Raw genomic sequence first — 19,065 nt, 5'->3', positions numbered from 1 at the left:
ATGGTGTTCCCACGTTTTCCGTTCGAACGAGGCCCATCATCATGACCACCAGCAGCGCTTCCAATGCCAGTGCGCCCACCACCATCCTGCAGCCGGGCACCCCGGCGCCGGATTTCTCGCTGCGCGCCACACCCGACCAGAGCCTGCGCCTGAGCGAGTTGCGCGGCCGGCCCGTGGTGCTGGTGTTCTACCCGGCCGACTGGAGCCCGGTGTGCAGCGACGAACTGGCCATCTTCAACGAGGCACTGCCGCTGTTCCGGAAGAAAGAGACCCAGGTGCTGGGCATCTCGGTGGACAGCGTCTGGAGCCACCAGGCCTTCATCAAGGCGCGCGGCCTGCATTTCGACCTGCTGGCCGATTTCGAGCCCAAGGGCGCCGTCTCGCGCGCCTATGGCGCCTATGACGAAACCGTCGGCAGCAGCCGGCGCGCGCTGTTCCTCATCGACGCCGAAGGCCAGATTGCCTGGAGCTATCTCTCGCCCGTGGCCGTCAACCCCGGAGCCGATGGCGTGCTCGATGCGCTGGACGCGCTCTGATCCCCATTCCCCGCACCCCTCCACTGAAACGGAAACCACCATGTCCACCCTGCGCATTCCCGTTGGCAGCCATGACCACGTCACCGGCAATCCCGAGGCCTCGATCGTGCTGGTCGAATACGGCGACTACCAGTGCCCCTGGTGCGGCCAGGCCTTCCCGGTGGTGCAGCGCCTGCTGGCGCGGCATGGCCGCGACGTGGCCTTCGCGTTCCGCCATTTCCCGCTCACAGAGGCACATCCCGAGGCCTACAACGCCGCCGTGGTGGCCGAGTATGCCGGGGCGCAGGGCCACTTCTGGCAGGCGCACCGTGCATTGTTCGAGAATCAGGATGCGCTGGGCCCCGAGCTCTACGCCGAGCTTATCCAATCGCTGGGCCTGGACGTGACCGGCCTGCAGCAGGCACTGGATACCGATGCCTTCGATGCACGCATCCGCAACGACATGGAGGGCGGCATCCGCAGCGGCGTCAATGGCACGCCCAGCTTCTTCCTCAATGGCCAGCGTTTCGATACCGGCGACGATTTCGGCACCTTGCTCGATGCCGTCGAACAATTGCTGCAGTCGCGCTGACTGGCGCCGCGCCGCGTGCGGCGCGCGCCCATCACCTGTTTGGCTTCACCCCTGCCCTGCCTCCCATGCGCGGATTGCTTGACTTCACTTCCTGGTCCACCATCCTGACCACGCTGCTTGGCCTGCTCCTGATGACCCTGGTGATGGTCGGGGTTCGCCTGGCGTTCATGCAGACCTTCCAGCGGCGGCGCGAGCGCGAGAACCGGCAGATCAACGAACGGCTGAAAGTGCTGATCGCCGCCTACAAGACACTGGGCGGCTCCTTCACCGGCGAGCTGATCGTCAACCCCACCCATCTGCGCGAACTGCGCCAGCAGGCCGGGCCGGACGATGACATCGACAGCATGGCCAGCACCTCGGAACGCCGCCGCCGCATCCGCGATGCCGTGGAGGCGGCCCTCTCGGACATCATTCTGCTGGGCACCGAAGAACAGGTGCGACTGGCCGCCCAGGCCGCCTGCGAAATGGTGGCCGGGCGCGACATCGAGACGGCCGCGCTGGTCGTGTCATTGCGCGACTTCATCCGCCAGGCCCTGGGGCTGACACCGATTCCGGCCCAAACCACCATCCCCAACCAGGGACCACTGCGCGTGAACACCGGCGGCGGCGCGGGCAAACGCGGCGACAGCGCAGGTGGCCGCGCCAATGGTGGCGGTGGCGGTGGCGGTGGCGGTGGAGGCGGCAGCGGTGGCGGCATGGGAATGGCAGGCATCGGGGGCGGCGCGGCCCTGGCCGGCGCCAACCAGTCCGGCGAGACGCACTGAACCTGCTCGTACATCAAGCCGCTGTCCGGCGCATGGCGCTCGGGGGGCTACAGAACCTGTTCCCGATCTTTCCGTGGGACACGCTGCCCACTGCATTTCGACCTCCCGCGTGGCCCACGAAAAGATCGTGAACGGCTGATCAGGCAGTCTCGGCCTGTACCCGCCCGAGCAAATCCCCCGCTGCCACCATGCTGCCTTCTGCGCCGCTGCGCTGCAACACGCCGGCCATCGGCGCGGTGACCTGGGTCTCCATCTTCATGGCCTCCATCACCGCAACCACATCGCCAGCCTTGACGGCCGCGCCATCAGCCGCCTTCCAGGCCAGCAGCGTGCCAGTGATCGGCGCTTTGATGGCGCCTGCATCAGCGGCGGCTGCCAACCCGCCAGCCGGTGCGCCCGCTGCCGCGGCCGGTGCTGCTGCGGCCAGCGGCGCGGCCACGGTGGCGCCAGCCCCTTGCAGCAAACCCGCCGGCAGACCCAGCGCCATGCGCTTGCCATCGACCTCGATGAAGCTGCGCACCAGGGGCTGTGCTTCGTGCGGCTCGGGGCGCGGTGCCAGCGTGATGCGCTGCGCGAACTCGGTCTCGATCCAGCGCGTGTGCACCCGAAAGCTTTGCTCGCCGGTGAAGTCGGCATCCTGCAGCACCGCGCGGTGGAAGGGCAGTACCGAGGCCACGCCCTCGATGCGGAATTCGGCCAGCGCCCGGCGCGCCCGCGCCAGCGCCTGCTCGCGCGTGGCGCCGGTGACGATGAGCTTGGCCATCATTGAATCGAAGCTGCCGGGCACCAGCGAGCCACTGGCCACGCCGCTGTCGATCCGCACGCCAGGGCCGGCGGGCGGTGTGAACCCGGTGATCAGTCCGGGCGTGGGCAGATAGCCGCGGCCCGGGTCTTCGGCATTGATGCGGAACTCGATGCTGTGGCCACGCGACGCGGGCGTCTCCCGCAGCGCAAGCGGCAGGCCGTCGGCAATGCGCAGTTGCTCGACCACCAGGTCGATGCCGGTGGTTTCCTCCGTGACCGGGTGCTCGACCTGCAGACGGGTATTGACCTCCAGAAAGGAAATCTGGCCGCTGCCGCTGAGCAGGAACTCCACGGTGCCGGCACTCACATAGCCGGCCTCGGCGCAGATGGCATGCGCCGCGGCATGGATGCGCTGGCGCTGTGCGTCGGTCAGGAAGGGCGCGGGCGCCTCCTCCACCAGCTTCTGGTTGCGGCGCTGCAGCGAGCAGTCGCGCGTGCCCAACACGACGACATTGCCGTGCGTGTCGGCCAGCACCTGCGCCTCGATGTGGCGGGGCTTGTCGAGGAACTGCTCCAGAAAGCATTCGCCGCGCCCGAACGCGGCAGTGGCCTCGCGCACCGCCGACTCGTACAGCTCGGCCACCTCATCCATGCGCCAGGCCACCTTCAGGCCGCGCCCGCCGCCGCCGAATGCGGCCTTGATGGCAATGGGCAGGCCATGCTGCTCGGCAAAGGCCAGCACCTCACCCGCGCTTTGCACCGGCTCGGCGGTGCCGGCAACCAGCGGCGCGCCGACTTTCTGCGCGATCTTGCGCGCCGCCACCTTGTCGCCCAACGCCTCGATGGTCGCGGGGTTCGGGCCGATCCAGGTCAGGCCCGCATCGATCACGGCACGGGCGAACTCGGCCCGCTCGGAGAGAAAGCCATAGCCGGGGTGCACGGCGTCGGCGCCGCTGCGGCGCGCGATCTGCAGCAACTTGTCGATGTCCAGGTAGGTATCGGCCGGACGCTGACCCTGCAGCGCCCAGGCTTCATCGGCCATCTGCACATGCAGGGCGTCGGCATCGGCATCGGCATACACCGCCACCGAGCGCACGCCATAGTCGGCGCAGGCGCGGGCGATGCGGACGGCGATCTCGCCCCGGTTTGCGATCAGAACTTTTTTCATCACTTCACCATTCCTGCCCATACAACCACCGTCATGGCGAGATCGCCGTCGCCCGCTGCGCAGGCACGGCGTTCTGCAGAAGCCACCGCTGCGCGGCGGCTTTCGCCCCGGTTTGCGATCAGAATTTTTTTCATCACTTCACCATTTCCTTCAAGAATCAATCCGTTGACGCCGCTGTCAGCGCCACAGTCTGCTGGGCAGGCCGTACCTCGGCAAACGGCGCCAGCACCCGAAAGCGCAGCCGTGCGCCGACCGGGATCTGCGCGCAGCGGTCGAGGTCATGGCTGGCCACGGCGCCAATCACCGGGTAGCCGCCGGTGAGCGGATGGTCGGCCAGGAACAGCACCGGCTGGCCGCTGGCAGGCACCTGGATGGCACCGGCGACCGTGCCCTCGCTGGGCAGTTCGGCTGTGGCAAACGCGGCGCGGCGCGTCAGCGGTTCGGTGCCGGCCAGACGGATGCCGACGCGGTTGGACTGCGGCGTTACCACCCACTCCTGTTCGGCCAGCCGGGCCAGCGCCTCGGGCGCGAACCAATCGGTGCGCGGCCCCAGCACCACATCGAGCGTGACGACTTCGCCAGGCCGCGGCAGCGCCGCCGTCGCCTCCGCCGAAGCGATATCCGAAGCCGGCGGCACTGCCTGCAGTTGCGATGCGGCGATAGCTTCGCCCACGTGCAGCACATCGCCGGCACGCAGCGGCGCGGGGCCGATGACGGCCAGCGTGTCGCTGGCGCGGCTGCCCAGCACCGGCGCGATGTCCAGTCCGCCACGCACGGCCAGGTAGACGCGCACACCGGCCTGGAGCGCGCCTATCTCCAGCACGTCACCGGCATCGAGCGCCAGCGGCGCCCCGATGCCCGCCTGCAGGCGCTGGCCAGCGGCGGTGACGATGCTCACCGGCACCTGCGCGCCACTGATGCCGACCACGGCCGCGCCCGCTGCGCATTCCAGGCGCAACTGGCCCAGCGCGTTCTCCAGCACCGCGGCGTCGCTGGGGTTGCCCACCAGGCGATTGGCCGCGCGCAGCGCCGCGCGGTCGAGCGCGCCGGAGACGGAGACGCCCATGCCGGTCTTGCCAAAGCGGCCCAGATCCTGCACCAGCGTCTGCAGCCCGGCGGACTGCACGCGCAGTTGCGCGGACCATGGCACGGCGCGGGGCCGAACCTGCGGTGCCTCGGCCTGCTTGCCGGCGACCCCGATGGCTTCTCCGGCAGCACCGGGCAAAGTCACCGGGACCGGAGCCGGCGCCTGCACCTCGCCCGGCAGGTGGATGCCGCGCCCTGCTCCGGCCTGGTCGACGAAGCGCACCCGGAACCCCGGCTGCACCAGTGCCGGTTCGGCCCGGCGCATGTCCCACATTTGGCAGGGGGTGATGCCGAGGAGCTGCCAGCCACCCGGGCTGTCCTTGGGATAGACGGCGCTGAAGTCGCCGGCCAGCGCCACCGAGCTGGCCGGCACCCTCGTGCGCGGCGTCAGGCGACGGGGGATGGGCGCGCCGAACGGGTTGCCCGCCAGGTACACGAAGCCGGGTGCAAAGCCCGCAAAGGCCGCCTGGTATTCAAAACCGGTATGGCGCTCGATGAGCTGGGCCGGCGTCAGACCCAGCTGGCTGGCGAGGTCTTCCAGGTCCTCGCCACAGTAATCGACGGGAATCTCCACCAGCCGCCCGGCCGGTTCGGCCTGGCGGCCTGACCGCATCCCGGCCAGTCGCGACGCACGTTGCTGCAACTGGGTGGCCAACTGCGCAGCACTGGTCCGATGCGGATGGAATTCCAGCAGGATGGTGCGCGCCGCCGGCACGGCCTCGTGCACGCCGGCCAGCGGCGCAGCCTGCAAGGATTCAAACAGTGCCAGCGTCTCGTGCAGGTCGGCCAGTTCCACCAGCAGGGCCGTATCGCTGGCGGGCAGAAATCGCATGCTCATCTTTGCACCGGTCGTCAGTTCGCCAATGCATCCACGAACGGCCGCAGCGGCACGCCGGCTTCCTCCAGGCGCTCACGCAGGCGGCGCGCCATGGCCACAGCGCCAGGGCTGTCGCCATGCACGCAGATGGAGTCGGCAGCCAGGCGCACCCGCGCCCCGCTGATGGTTTCGATCTCACCGGTCTCCACCAGTCGCAGCATGCGTTCGGCCACTTGCTCGGGGTCGTGCAGCACGGCGCCTTCGGCACGGCGCGAGACCAGCGTGCCTTCTTCGGTGTAGGCACGATCGGCAAAAGCCTCGGCGGCGGTGCGCAGGCCGCGCTCGGCCGCCCATTCGAGGATGGGCGTGCCTGCCAGCCCCATCAGCACCAGGCCGGGGTCGATCTCCAGAATGGCGGTGATCACGTCGGCGGCCTGGCGCGCATCGTGGGCGATGGTGTTGTAGAGCGCGCCATGCGGCTTGACATAGCGCACCTCGGTGCCGGCCGCCTTCGCCAGGCCCTGCAGCGCGCCGATCTGGTAGATCACGTCAGCCACCAGCTCGGCGCTGCTCGGGTCCATGTTGCGGCGGCCGAAGCCGACCAGATCGGGGTAGCCCACATGGGCGCCCACCACCACACCATTGGCCGCGGCCTTCTTCAAGGTCTGCAGAATGCCGGCCGGATCGCCCGCGTGGAAGCCGCAGGCCACGTTGGCGCTGGTAACGATGCCCAGCATGCTGGCGTCGTCGCCCATGCGCCAGAGGCCCAAACTCTCACCGAGGTCACTGTTCAAGTCCATGTCAATTCCTTACCATTCACACCGATTGAGAAAATCAAAAAAGTGCACCTGGATTGTTGAGCAATCCCCGTGCCAAAAAACATTCTGCCGCCATTGCGGCCCGTTTCACCATCCATTGCCGCTCAGCCTGTCCCGACATGCCCTCCAGACACTATCCTGCCCCCGCCGCCAGTGCCAGCACCAGCCTGACCGACACGGTGGCCGAGACGATCCGCCAGCAACTCATCCACGGTCAGTTGCGCGCCGGCCAGCGCCTCTCCGAGGCGCAGCTGGCAGAGCAGCTCGACATCTCGCGCAACACGCTGCGCGAGGTGTTCCGCACCCTCATCAAGGAGGGGCTGCTGCACCATGAACCCAACCGCGGCGTCTCGGTGGTGGTACCCACCATTGCCGACATCATCGACATCTACCGCGTGCGCCGCCTCATCGAGGGCCAGGCGCTGGCGCAGGCCTGGCCGCGCCATCCGGCCCACAAGCGCATGCAGCAGGCCATGACCCAGGCCTACCAGGCGCGCGACGCCGGCGACTGGCTGGCGGTGGGCTCGGCCAACATGGCCTTCCACGCCGGCATCGTCGCGCTGGCCGACAGCGAACGCCTCTCGGCCATGTTCTCGGACATCTCGGCCGAGCTGCGTCTGGCCTTCGGCCTGCTCGATGATCCTGAATTCCTGCATGCTCCGTATGTCGATCAGAACGCCCAGTTGCTGGAGCTGTTCGAGGCCGGCCAGACCCAGACAGCCGCCCAGGCCCTTGAGAACTACCTGATCCAGTCCGAGCGCATGGTGCTCTCGGTCTATGCACGGCGGCTGGAGTAGCCGCCAGCCGTCCATCGGACAGACTGCCCCGCCCACCCATTGCACTACAAAAAGGCATGGAATGCACCAGATTGAACCAATAATGATTGAACAATCTACATTACATGCACCAACACAATGCAAATATAGCAACTACAAAATTTATTGCATTGTTGATTACCCTGATACCCTTCGTTCTATAAAAGTGCTAATTTCCGGCACGACACTTGCTGTGTTCGAGCATGTCCACACTTGGCATGGTCTTTGGGCCGTGCCGGGCAGGAAACGCTGACCCGTGCCACCCCGGCCATCCGCCGGTCCCTGCCGGCCATGCGTCCGGGCAGCATGGATTCATGTTTCCTGGGCGGCTTGCATGGACAGTCTTCGTGGCTGCCTGGCGTGAGCGCCCTGGTTTTCTTTTCGTCATCCGTTCTTCAGGAGTCCCTCATGAAACGTCGCACCCTTCTTGCCGCTGCCACCCTGGCCGCCAGCCTCGGCCTGGCTGCTGGCGCCCAGGCCCAGACCAAATGGGATCTGGCCTCGGCCTACCCGGCCTTCAATTTCCACTCGCAGAATCTGGTGCAGTTCACCAAGGATGTCGATGAGGCTTCCAATGGCGTGCTGAAGATCACCGCACACACCGGCGCCTCGCTCTTCAAAGCGCCCGAGATCAAGCGCGCCGTGCAAGGCGGCCAGGCCCAGGCCGGCGAGTTCTTCATGGTGAGCTTCCAGAACGAGTGGCCGATCTTCGGCGCCGATGGCCTGCCATTCCTGGCCAGCAGCTATGAAGACGCCTTCAAGCTCTATCAGGCGCAAAAACCGCTGCTGGAGAAGAAGCTCGACCAGCAGGGCATGGTGCTGCTCTACTCGGTGCCCTGGCCACCGCAAGGCATTTACACCAAGAAGCCGATCAACTCGGCGGCCGATCTCAAGGGCCTGAAGTGGCGCGTCTACAGCCCAACCACCGCCCGCATCGGCGAACTGGTGGGCGCGCAGCCGGCCACCATCCAGGAGGCCGAACTCTCGCAGGCGCTGGCCACCGGTGTGGTCGAGGGCCTGATCACCTCCAGTGCCACCGGCGCCGACAACAAGCTCTATGAAAACCTGAGCTACTACTACAACGTGCAGGCCTGGATTCCCAAGAATGCCGTGGTCGCCAACAAGCGTGCCTTCAATGCGCTAGATGATGCCGCCAAGGAAGCGCTGCGCAAGGCGGCGGCCGCAGCCGAGGAGCGCGGCTGGAAGGAATCGCAGGCCGTCGATGCCAAGTCCATCGAGACGATGCGCGCCAACGGCATGAAGATCGAAGAGCCCTCCGAGCAGCTCAAGGCCGATCTGGCCAAGGTTGGCGAGACCGTGCTCAAGGAATGGAGCGACAAGGCCGGCGCCGAAGGCAAGGAAATGCTGGACGCCTACCAGGCCAGCAAGTAAGCCCGGAGGCTCTGGGGCCCGCCGGCTCGTCTGCCCATGGCGGGCGCCACCGGCACACCATGCAACCAGCCGCAACGCGCAGACCGCACCGGCTGGTTGCTGCATTCAGAACCTGCTCAGACTGGAACCGAAGGAACGCGAACCATGCGTAAATTTCTCGATGGGCTGTATGCCGCCAGCGGCTGGCTGGCCGGCCTTTCCATGATCGGCGTGCTGCTGATGGTGCTGCTGACGATCTTCAGCCGCTTCTTCGGCTTTGCCGCTCCCGGCACCGACGCCTATGCCGGCTACGCCATGGCCGGCGCCGGCTTTCTGGCTCTGGCCAGCACCCTCAAGAAGGGCGAACACATCCGCGTGACGCTGGTGCTCGGCATGCTGGGAGGCAAGGCACGCAAGGTGCTGGAGCTGGCCGCACTGCTGGTGGCGGTGCTGCTGTCGGGCTTTCTGGCCTTCTACTCGGCCCGGCTGGTCTGGCAGTCCTGGGAGTACCACGACATCTCGGTAGGCATCGATGCCACGCCGCTGTGGATTCCACAGATCGTGATGGCCGTGGGCACCCTGATCTTCTTCATCGCCTTCGTCGATGAGTTCATCCTGGAAATTCTGGGCCGGCGCCAGGCTGCCCCTACCGGCGAAGAGGAGCCGCATCATGAGTGAAGTCACCGTCAGCATTCTGCTGGTCGTCGTCCTGTTCGCGCTGCTCGGCGGCGGCGTCTGGGTAGGCCTGACGCTCGCGGGCGTGGCGCTTTTCGGCATGGAAATGTTTTCCAGCCGGCCCGCCGGCGACGCCATGGCCATGACCATATGGGGTTCGGCCAGCAGCTGGACACTCACCGCGCTGCCGCTGTTCGTCTGGATGGGCGAGATCCTGTTTCGCACCAACCTCTCCGAAAGCATGTTCCGCGGCCTGGCACCCTGGGTCAATGCGCTGCCGGGGCGCCTGCTGCACACCAATGTGATTGGCTGCACCATCTTCGCTTCGGTGTCGGGCTCGTCGGCAGCCACATGCGCTACCGTGGGCAAGATGAACATCCCCGAACTGAAGAAGCGAGGCTACCCGGACGCCCAGATCATCGGTTCGCTCGGCGGCCCGGCCACGCTTGGCCTGCTGATTCCGCCCTCGATCATCCTGATCGTCTACGGCGTGGCGGCCGAGGCCTCGATCGCCAAGCTCTTCATGGCCGGCGTGCTGCCGGGCCTGCTGCTGGCGGCACTGTTCTCCGGCTGGATAATGGTGTGGGCGCTGCTCAACCCCGAGAAAGTGCCCAAGGCCGACACCAACATGAGCTTCCGGGAGAAGATCTACGAGTCACGTCACCTGATCCCGGTGGTCGTGCTGATCGCCAGCGTGGTCGCCAGCATCTACACCGGCATTGCCACCGCCACCGAGGCCGCCGCCATCGGCGTGGTGGGCGCCTTCATCCTCTCGGCCTCGCAGCGCGCTCTGACCTGGCAGACCTTCCGCGACTCGCTGCTGGGCGCCACCCGCCTCTACTGCATGATCGCGCTGATCCTCGCCGGCGCGGCCTTCATGACGCTGTCGATGGGCTACATCGGCCTGCCGCGCCAGCTCGCCGAATTCGTCGGCGGCCTGAACCTCTCGCCAGCCATGCTGATCCTGGTGCTGGGCTTCTTCTACATCCTGATCGGCTGCTTCCTCGACGGCATCTCCACCATCGTGCTGACCATGGGCGTGGTACTGCCCATCATCCACGCTGCCGGCATCGACCCGATCTGGTTCGGCATCTTCCTGGTCATCACCGTCGAGACCGCACAAATCACGCCGCCGGTGGGCTTCAACCTGTTCGTGCTGCAAAGCATGACGGGCAAGCAGGTCACCTACATCGCCCGCGTCTGCGCGCCCTACTTCTGCCTGATGGTGGCGGCGCTGGTGATCCTGTGGCTTTTCCCTGGCATTGCCACTTGGCTGCCGAACAAGATGTGAACGGAGAAATGCAGGCGCGCCGGCCATCGCAGGCCCTGCAACGGCCGGCGCGCGGTGCTATGATGGCGCCCTGTCGGGGAAGTAGCTCAGCTGGGAGAGCGCGTCGTTCGCAATGACGAGGTCGGGAGTTCGATCCTCCTCTTCTCCACCAGACACCCGCAAAAAAGCCAGGCTCTGCCTGGCTTTTTTGCGTGGGAAGAGCCCTTCGGCAAGCGAACATGCAGACGGTGTGACCCACCCCATATCACCAGAGGTAATGTCAATAGAGGAAATGATTCGTTCCATCGGGAGGCCACGGCTCCGACAATCGGAGTTTTCGAACTCCAGAGGAACGAAGATGAGTGCAAACACCACCCTGCGGCTGGGCGACAAGGCCCCTGACTTCACCCAACACTCCAGCCAGGGCGACATCCACTTCTACGACTGGGCCGGCGACAACTGGGTGCTGCTGTTCTCGCACCCGGCCGACTTCACGCCGATCTGCACCACCGAGCTGGGGCGTACCTCCGCCCTCAAGGGCGAATTCGCCAAGCGCGGCGTCAAGCCGATCGCCATCAGCGTCGATCCGGTCGAATCGCATCAGAAATGGATCGGCGACATCAACGAGACGCAGAACACCGAGGTCACCTTCCCCATCCTCGCCGATGCCGACCGCAAGGTTGCCGAGCTCTACGACCTGATCCACCCCAACGTTTCGGCCACCAGCACGGTGCGCAGCGTGTTCTTCATCGACCCGAAGAAAACCATTCGCGCCACCATCACCTATCCGCCCAGCACCGGCCGCAACTTCGACGAGATCCTGCGCGTGATCGACTCGCTGCAACTGGCTGACAGCCACAAGGTGGCCACCCCCGCCGACTGGAAGGACGGCGACGACGTGGTGATCCTGCCAAGCGTGCAGGACGAAGAGGAAATCAAGAAGCTATTCCCCAAGGGTTACAAGGCCGTCAAGCCCTATCTGCGCGTGACGCCGCAGCCCAACAAGTAAACCTCCAGACCCTTCGATAAAGGCGATATGCCAGGGGGCGAACGCCCGTCTAGCCCTCTCCACACGATTCATGCCAATCACCAGTGGCGGGACAATATTCCCGCCTTGCCTCCAAGCACGCTTGCCAGTTACCAGTACAATCCGCGGCTTGCCATCGTGCTGGCCGATCTGGGAGGAGCGGCGCTGGAGAGGCAGTGGGGCGTTAGCTCAGTTGGTTAGAGCAGAGGACTCATAATCCTTTGGTCGCTGGTTCGAGCCCAGCACGCCCTACCATGTGACAACAAAAAAGGCCTGGGACCGAAGCCCCAGGCCTTTTTCTGTTTTGCAACCGCGCGAAAGCATCTGCCTCCCGCGGCATTCCATGGCCATGGTCAGCGGTGGATACTCACGCTCATCGAAGCGCTACTTCGGGCTGCTGAGCGCATTGGTCAGCAAGCGCGAGGTGATGTCGACGATCTGCACCATGCGCTCATAGGGCATGCGCGTGGGACCGATGACGCCCAGCGTGCCAACAACCTGACCATCGATTTCGTAGGGTGCGCTGACGATGGAAAGCTCCGAGACCGGCACGATCTTGCTCTCGCCACCGATGTAGATCTTCACGCCTTCGGCCTGTCCCGTCACATCCAGCAGTTGCAGGATCTGGTTCTTCTGCTCGAAGAGGTCGAAGGCGCGGCGGATGCTGTCCATGTCGCGCGAGAAGTCGCTGACGGCCAGCAGATTGCGTTCGCCAGAGATCACCACATCCTTTTCCGGCGCCTCGCCCTGCGGATCCGACTCGGTCATGGCCGCCTGCATCAGATCGGTGATCTCGGCTCGCAGGCGATTGACCTCGGTACGCAGGCGCTCGCGCACCTGATCGATGGAGAGGCCCGAGTAATGCGCATTGAGGTAGTTGCTGGCCTCGGTGAGGTGCGACTGGGAGATGTCGGCATCGGTCAGCACGACCCGGTTTTGCACATTGCCGTCGGCCGAGACCATGATGACCAACACCCGCTGCGATGACAGCCGCAGGAACTCGATGTGGTGGAACACCGTGCTCTTCTGCGGCGCCACCACCACGCCGACGAACTGCGAGAGGCTCGATAGCATCTGCGCGGCGTTGGCGATAACCCTTTGCGGCTGGTCGGGGCTGAGTGCCGGCGCCCGCATCTGCAACTGCTCGCGCTGGACGGTCATCATGCTATCGACGAACAGACGGTAGCCGCGCGGTGTGGGGATGCGTCCGGCAGAGGTGTGCGGGCTGGCGATCAGCCCCATTTCCTCGAGGTCGGCCATGATGTTGCGGATTGTCGCGGCCGACAGCTCCAGCCCCGAGGATTTGGCCAGCGTGCGCGACCCCACTGGTTGCCCGTCCTCAATGTAACGTTCAATCAGTGTGGTGAGCAGAACCTTGGCGCGATCATCCAACATGGGACTATTTTATGACTGTTACAGGGATTGAAGGGCTCGGCATCGAGTTTGACCGAACCTGCCAGACAGGCCATGCCCATCACCCCATCAAGCGGCCGTGCAATCCTCAGTCAATATATGTCCCTTATTTATTTCATAGGCAAAAGAGAAATAAAAAATAAATATACGACCCCATTTTATTTGCTTGAACAGGCCGTTCCATCGCAGTATGCTTGCGCGCCCTGCGAAACCGGACGAAGGAGGCGGCGGCTGACAAGCCACGTGGATGCAGGCGCGGGCAAGCATCCCGGTGCTGCCCAAGGCGCCCTGATCCATGCTCCGTATGGTCCGCCACACCCTACCGACCATCAGGATCGAGAAGGAAACGGTGATGCAGGGTTCTGGCGCTCGCGCCAGAGTTGGCCAACCCGGTGCACACAGGAGTGACCCCATGAACGATTCAGCCCCGCAAACCCTCGGTCTGTACGACCCCGCGCAAGCCTCGGACAGTTGCGGCGTCGGCTTCATCACCCGCAAGGACGGCGCGCAGACGCACGAGGTGCTGCGGCTCGCGCACGAGGCGCTGTGCACGGTGCCGCACCGCGGCGGCATGTCGGCCGAGGGTGTGGGCGACGGCGCCGGCGTCAACGTCGATCTGTCGCTGGCGTTTTTTCGCAAGCTCACCGGCCAGCCGCTGGAGGCCGGCCGTTTCGGTGTCGGCAACTTCTTCGTGCCCAGGGATGCAGCGCCGCGCGCCCATGCCGAGCAGTTGGTCGACGAGGTGCTTGCGCAGCACGGCCTGCCGGTCATCCTCCAGCGCGAGATGCCTCTGGCACCCGAGGTGGCGCGACCTGCGGCGCAAAAGTTCCAGTTGCCCATCGTGCAGTGGATCTTCGGCGCGCCCGGCGATGCCGCCGATCAGGATGCGTTCGAGCGACGAATCTATCGCGCGCTGCTGGACATCGAGGCACGTGCTTTCACCGAAGATCAATTCGGCGGCCTGTACCCGCTGTCCCTCTCCTCACGCACGCAGGTATTCAAGGGCCGGCTCAATTCAAACGAGGTCATCCCGTATTTCAAGGATCTGACCGATCCCGACCACGCGGTGCGCGACCTGTTCTTCCACACGCGCTTTTCGACCAACACCGACCCGCACACCACGATGGCGCAGCCGTTCCGGCTGATGGCGCACAACGGCGAGCTCAACACCGACCGCAAGAACCGCATCGCCGAGAACGCGCTGGCGCTGGCGCGCGGCAAGACCATCGTGCGGCCCAAGGGGCAGTCCGACAGCGCCCGCCTCGACCAGACGTTGCACAGCCGCCTGATGGAAGATGGTCTGGACCTGATCGAGGCCGCTGTCTCGATGATGCCGCCGGCATGGGAGAACGACGAGTCGTTGTCGCCCGCGGTGCGCGCCATGCTCGAATACTTCTCGCTGTACGAGGAAAAGAACGACGGCCCGGCCGCCTTCATCTTCGGCAACGGCCAGGTGATCGGCGCGCGCCTGGACCGCCTGGGCCTGCGCCCGCTGCGCTCGGTGGAGACGGCCGAGTACATCGGCGCCATGTCCGAGGCCGGGCAGATTGCCTTCCCTCCCGAGACGGTGCTGAGGCGCGGACGCATCGAGGCCGGCGGCATGCTGTACTTCGACCACCGTGAGGGCCGCAGCTACGGCACAGCGCAAGCGCTGGAGAAACTCGCCGCCGAAAAGGACTACCCGGCACTGTTGGCCGCTGCCCGCGTCACCCTCGCCGAGTTGCCGTCGATCCCCGCCGAGCAGCAGGGTTCGCCGCTGCGCTATGGCGGCGATCTGAGCCGCTACCAGCGTTTCGTCGCCTACTACTACAACCAGGAGAGCTTCAAGTTCATGATGGACCCGATGCTCGCCAGCGGCGCCGAGAAGATCTCGGCCATGGGCTACGGCAACGCCATCAACGCCCTCTCCGACCACGAAGGCGGCGTGGCTCACTACTTCTCGCAGCGCTTCGCGCAGGTCACCAACCCGCCGCTGGACTCGATCCGCGAGGCCGATGGCATGACGCTGCGTGTGGCGCTCGGCGCCAAGCCGCACCTGGGCCGCAGCAAGGGTCGGCAGATCATCGTGCCCAGCCCCATCCTCACGCACCTGGACATGCTGCGCCTGCGCGAGCAGCGCGTCGCACCCTACGAACGCTTCGAGATGCTGTACGCACCGGTGGCGGGAACCGACGCCGCCAGCCGCGCCGCCAATGCGCGGGCGCTGGAACAGGCGATCGATGCGCTGGCCGATGCGGTGGTGGACTTCGCGCGCCAGCAAGGCGGCATCGCGGTGATCACCGATCGTCATGTTTCTTCCACGCGCGCGGCCATGCCGATGCTGATCGTGGTCTCGGCCATCAACCAGCGGCTGGTGCAGGAGGGCCTGCGGCTGGACGTGTCGCTGGTGATCGAGAGCGGCCAGAGCATCTCCTCGCACCACGTGGCCGCCGCACTCGGTTTTGGTGCCTCGGCCATCTACCCGTTGGGGGTGCAGATGCGCGCCGAGGAAAAGTTCGGCGAGGGCGAGGAGGCGGGCAAGGCCTTCAAACGCTATGCCAAGGCGGCCGAGAAGGCCCTCATGAAGACCATGGGCAAGGTGGGTCTGTGCACGGTGGAGAGCTATTCCTGTGGCGAATTCTTCGAGCCCAACTTCCTCGACACCAGCGACCCGGTGCTGAAGAAGTACTTCCCCAACCTGAAGACGCCGGTGGGCGGCGCACGCTTTGCCAACATCGCGCAGATGGTTGCCGATTGGCACACCAGTGCGCTCAAGGTCAGGAGCGAATCGGATGTCCCACTGCTGGGCCTGTTCAAGGAGCGGTCCGAAGGCGCCGGCCACTCCTATGGCACCACCGCCGTGCGCGGCTTCGTGGACATGACCGAGCGCCCGCTGCGCTTCGCCGGCCAGGCACGCGAGGAAGACGAGTTCCTGCGCCTGTTGACCGTGGCCCGGCTCGACGATGCCTTCGCGCTCAAGCCGGCGGCCTATGCCGCCAGCAGCTTCGGCCGCATCCCGGCCGAGGTGATCGATGCCTTTCGCATCACCCCCGACTACCGCGAGTTCTCCAGCCTGATGCTGGCGGAGCGCAAGCGGCGGCCAGCCGCGCTGCGCGACATCCTGGCCTTTCCGGCCGACCTCACCCATGTCGACAGCGCGGCCGAGTTCGGCCGCAAGCTGGGCCGCTTCGCGTTGCTCAACAACGGCTTCGCGGTGCGCGGGCTGGCATGCGAAACCATCGAGGCAGGCCGGCACTACCGGCTACGCCTGACCGAGCACATCGAAGGACTCAAGGATGCGGCCACCCGCCTGGCCGCGCTGGCCGAGGCGCTGCAAGCCCGCTTCGGGACGGACATTCTCCGCACCGAGGTCAGCAGCGATGCCCTGCTCATAGAGGCCCAAGGCCCTGCCGCCGACTACCTGGGCCGCATCTTCGCCGCGCCGCGCAGCCTGCCTCTCGCCGAGGTGCAGCCGGCCAGCGAGATCACCCGCAGCTTCGCCTCTGGCGCCATGAGCCACGGCGCGCTGGTCGCGCCCGCGCACGAGGCGGTGGCGCACGGCACCAACATGGTCGGCGGCATGAGCAACTGCGGCGAAGGCGGCGAGCACTACTCGCGCCACGGCACCATCCGGGCCTCGCGCATCAAGCAGCTGGCTTCGGGCCGCTTCGGCGTCTGGGCCGGCTACCTGGCCGACCCGATGCTGGAGGAGCTGGAGATCAAGATCGGCCAGGGCGCCAAGCCCGGTGAAGGCGGGCAATTGCCTGCGCCCAAGGTCACCGTGGAGATCGCCGCCGCGCGCGGCGGCACGCCGGGCGTCGAACTGGTCTCGCCGCCGCCGCACCACGACACCTACTCGATCGAGGACCTGGCCCAGCTCATCCACGACTGCAAGGCGGCGCGCGTGCGCGTCATCGTCAAGTTGGTCTCCAGCGAGGGCATCGGCACCATCGCCGTGGGCGTGGCCAAGGCCGGTGCCGACGTCATCAACGTCGCCGGCAACACCGGCGGCACCGGCGCCGCCTCGGTGACCAGCCTCAAGTACACCGGCCGCGTGGCCGAGATCGGCATCGCCGAGGTGCACCAGGCGCTGTGCGCCAACGGCCTGCGGGACAAGGTCGTGCTGCGCTGCTCGGGCGCGCAGCAGACCGGCAGCGACGTCATCAAGTCGGCGCTGCTGGGCGGCGACAGCTTCGAGTTCGGCACCACCGCGCTGATGATGCTCAAGTGCGTGATGGCCAAGAACTGCAACGTCAAGTGCCCGGCGGGTCTGACCACCAATGCCGAGGCCTTCGACGGCGACCCGCGCCAGCTCGCCCAGTACTTCATGAACGTGGCGCACGAGGTGCGCGAGATCCTGGCGCGCATCGGCCTGCGCTCGCTGCGCGAGGCGCGCGGGCGCGCCGACCTGCTGCACCTGATGGAGCATCCGCACGAAGTCGGCCGGCTCGACCTGCGCGCCATGCTGGCCGTGGTGCCCGAGGTGAAGATCGCCAACCCGGTTTACCTGGAAAAGGATTTCACGCTCGATGATGCCTGGCTGGCGCCACTGCACGCGGCGTTGATCGGGCAAGGCGCCGAGCGCGTGCGGCTCGGCGATGGCGTGGTGCTCAACAACCGCAACAAGAGCGTCGGCGGGCAACTCGCCATCGACATCGAGCGCATGCTCAACCACGAACTCACGGCCGAACAACTGGCGGCCATGCCGGCGGTGCTGGCGGACGACCGAGGCCGGCATTACCTGCAGGCCGGCAGCGTGGCCATCACCACCCGCGGCGCGGCCGGTCAATCGTATGGCGCCTTCTGCAACGACGGCATGGTGATGCGCCACAGCGGCACCTGCAATGATGGCGTCGGCAAGGGCCAGTGCGGCGGCGAGCTCATCGTGGTCTCGCCCGGTGGCGGTTCGCCCGAACCGGGCGGCAACGTGCTGGTCGGCAACTTCGCGCTGTTCGGCGCCACCGGTGGGCGCCTGTTCGTGCAGGGCCAGGCCGGCGACCGCTTCGCCGTCCGCAACTCGGGCGCCACCGCGGTGGTCGAGGGCGTGGGCGACTTCTGCTGCGAATACATGACCAACGGCGCGGTGCTGAACCTCGGCGCCTTCGGCAAGGGCTTCGGCAACGGCATGAGCGGCGGCTTCGCCTACCAGTACGACCCCTACGGCACGCTGGCGCAGCACGCTGCGGGCGACTCGGTGCTGTTCGGCTCGATCGCCGAGGACAGCGAGATGGCCCGCGTGCACGAGCAGGCCGTGCGGCAACTGCTGCAATGGCATCTGGAGGCCACGGACTCCGAGCGCGCCGCCTGGCTGCTGGCCAACTGGGAGGCCGAACGCCAGCACTTCGTCTATGTCATGCCGCGCGCGCTGCTGCTCTACCAGGACGCCCGCGCCATCCTCCAGGCCAAGCCGCGCAAGGAATTGCTGGAGGAGTTGGCCACCGCGCTGGCCACGCACCAGGTTGCCAAGTTCAAGCGCGCATGGCGCGACGGCACGCCGATTGCCGCCGGTGCGGTGCCCGCCTATGGCGAGACCGACACGGCCGAAATGCTGGTGCTGCTCAACAACTACACGGTGCTGAGCAACGCCCAGCAGCTCGCGCTGGCGCGCCTGCCCAAAGGCTCGGCCGTCGAGGAGCCCGCCGTGCAGAAAGCCGTGCGCAACCTCGTCATGACCGAGGACTTCGCTCTGATGAGCCGGCTGCAGCGCCACGCCCGTGCCGCCATCGAGCACTACGGCGACGAGCAACTGGCCGCACTGATCGCCGCCAAGCGCCTGGCCGACTACAAGACGGCGCTCGCCCAGCGCAACATCCGCTCGATCGATGCGCCGGCCACCTACGGCTGGATCCTCGACCAGGACCGCCGCAATGTCGCCGCGCTGGGCCGCCTGCCCGATTTCGAGGAGCTGTTCGCGCGTGCCGCGCTGCCCGACCTGGCAGCCGCCGTCGGCAAGCTTTGAGGGCCAGCCTCCAGTCTACGGATCAAGAATACGGATCAAGAAGAGAAACGAC

14 protein-coding genes and 2 tRNA genes are annotated in these 19,065 nt (G+C 66.3%); 11 read left to right on the top strand and 5 right to left on the bottom strand.

Features of this window, described 5'->3' with window-relative positions:
• Positions 1 to 41 precede the first annotated feature (41 nt).
• From EV687_RS13105 to EV687_RS19040, 3 genes are all read left to right on the top strand, one after another.
• Positions 42 to 536 (top strand): redoxin domain-containing protein, encoded by a 495-nt coding sequence (locus EV687_RS13105; RefSeq protein WP_122227845.1) that lies wholly within the window; start codon positions 42 to 44, stop codon positions 534 to 536.
• A 40-nt stretch (positions 537 to 576) separates the two neighbouring features.
• Positions 577 to 1,107 (top strand): DsbA family protein, encoded by a 531-nt coding sequence (locus EV687_RS13100; protein WP_122227848.1) that lies wholly within the window; start codon positions 577 to 579, stop codon positions 1,105 to 1,107.
• A 65-nt stretch (positions 1,108 to 1,172) separates the two neighbouring features.
• Complete coding sequence (locus EV687_RS19040) at positions 1,173 to 1,871, top strand: hypothetical protein (protein WP_207226452.1); 699 nt, start codon at positions 1,173 to 1,175, stop codon at positions 1,869 to 1,871.
• A gap of 139 nt (positions 1,872 to 2,010) precedes the next feature.
• On the opposite strand, the gene EV687_RS13090 is transcribed toward EV687_RS19040, so the two are convergent.
• The 4 genes from EV687_RS13090 to EV687_RS13080 are packed head-to-tail and all read right to left on the bottom strand — an operon-like array spanning position 2,011 to position 6,492.
• A complete protein-coding gene (locus tag EV687_RS13090; protein ID WP_122227852.1) occupies positions 2,011 to 3,783 on the bottom strand; it encodes an acetyl/propionyl/methylcrotonyl-CoA carboxylase subunit alpha in 1,773 nt (590 codons plus the stop codon).
• Positions 3,783 to 3,917, bottom strand: coding sequence for a hypothetical protein (locus EV687_RS19300; RefSeq protein ID WP_278044259.1), 135 nt, complete (start codon positions 3,915 to 3,917; stop codon positions 3,783 to 3,785). Before EV687_RS19300 ends, EV687_RS13090 begins: the two co-directional genes overlap by 1 nt.
• A gap of 23 nt (positions 3,918 to 3,940) precedes the next feature.
• Positions 3,941 to 5,701, bottom strand: coding sequence for a 5-oxoprolinase subunit B/C family protein (locus EV687_RS13085; protein ID WP_122228948.1), 1,761 nt, complete (start codon positions 5,699 to 5,701; stop codon positions 3,941 to 3,943).
• 20 nt (positions 5,702 to 5,721) lie between these two features.
• Positions 5,722 to 6,492, bottom strand: coding sequence for a LamB/YcsF family protein (locus EV687_RS13080; protein ID WP_122227855.1), 771 nt, complete (start codon positions 6,490 to 6,492; stop codon positions 5,722 to 5,724).
• A 131-nt stretch (positions 6,493 to 6,623) separates the two neighbouring features.
• On the opposite strand from EV687_RS13080, the gene EV687_RS13075 reads away from it, so the two are divergent.
• From EV687_RS13075 to EV687_RS13045, 7 genes are all read left to right on the top strand, one after another.
• Positions 6,624 to 7,301, top strand: coding sequence for a GntR family transcriptional regulator (locus EV687_RS13075; RefSeq protein WP_122227858.1), 678 nt, complete (start codon positions 6,624 to 6,626; stop codon positions 7,299 to 7,301).
• Between the two features lie 426 nt (positions 7,302 to 7,727).
• On the top strand, positions 7,728 to 8,711 hold the full coding sequence (locus EV687_RS13070) for a TRAP transporter substrate-binding protein (RefSeq protein WP_122227861.1): 984 nt from the start codon (positions 7,728 to 7,730) through the stop codon (positions 8,709 to 8,711).
• Between the two features lie 144 nt (positions 8,712 to 8,855).
• Positions 8,856 to 9,368 (top strand): TRAP transporter small permease, encoded by a 513-nt coding sequence (locus EV687_RS13065; protein ID WP_122227863.1) that lies wholly within the window; start codon positions 8,856 to 8,858, stop codon positions 9,366 to 9,368.
• Positions 9,361 to 10,656 (top strand): TRAP transporter large permease, encoded by a 1,296-nt coding sequence (locus tag EV687_RS13060; protein WP_122227866.1) that lies wholly within the window; start codon positions 9,361 to 9,363, stop codon positions 10,654 to 10,656. Before EV687_RS13065 ends, EV687_RS13060 begins: the two co-directional genes overlap by 8 nt.
• 75 nt (positions 10,657 to 10,731) lie before the next feature.
• A tRNA-Ala gene (locus EV687_RS13055) sits at positions 10,732 to 10,807 on the top strand.
• Positions 10,808 to 10,993: 186 nt separating this feature from the next.
• Positions 10,994 to 11,644 carry a peroxiredoxin gene (locus EV687_RS13050; protein ID WP_122227869.1) on the top strand — a complete coding sequence of 217 codons (651 nt, stop codon included), beginning with the start codon at positions 10,994 to 10,996 and terminating at the stop codon, positions 11,642 to 11,644.
• 196 nt (positions 11,645 to 11,840) lie between these two features.
• Positions 11,841 to 11,917: transfer RNA gene (locus EV687_RS13045), tRNA-Ile, on the top strand.
• Positions 11,918 to 12,046: 129 nt separating this feature from the next.
• Here the strand turns inward: EV687_RS13045 and hrcA are convergent.
• Complete coding sequence (gene hrcA, locus EV687_RS13040; RefSeq protein ID WP_122227872.1) at positions 12,047 to 13,057, bottom strand: heat-inducible transcriptional repressor HrcA; 1,011 nt, start codon at positions 13,055 to 13,057, stop codon at positions 12,047 to 12,049.
• 430 nt (positions 13,058 to 13,487) lie between these two features.
• Here hrcA and EV687_RS13035 point away from each other — a divergent pair, with 430 nt between their 5' ends.
• Positions 13,488 to 19,013, top strand: a complete 5,526-nt coding sequence (locus EV687_RS13035; RefSeq protein ID WP_122227875.1) for a glutamate synthase-related protein — start codon at positions 13,488 to 13,490, stop codon at positions 19,011 to 19,013.
• The last annotated feature ends 52 nt before the right edge of the window (positions 19,014 to 19,065 follow it).

The sequence above is a fragment of the Corticibacter populi genome (genome assembly GCF_004217315.1).
Lineage (GTDB): Bacteria > Pseudomonadota > Gammaproteobacteria > Burkholderiales > Burkholderiaceae_C > Lampropedia > Lampropedia populi.
This window is presented reverse-complemented; position numbering and strand designations above follow the sequence as displayed.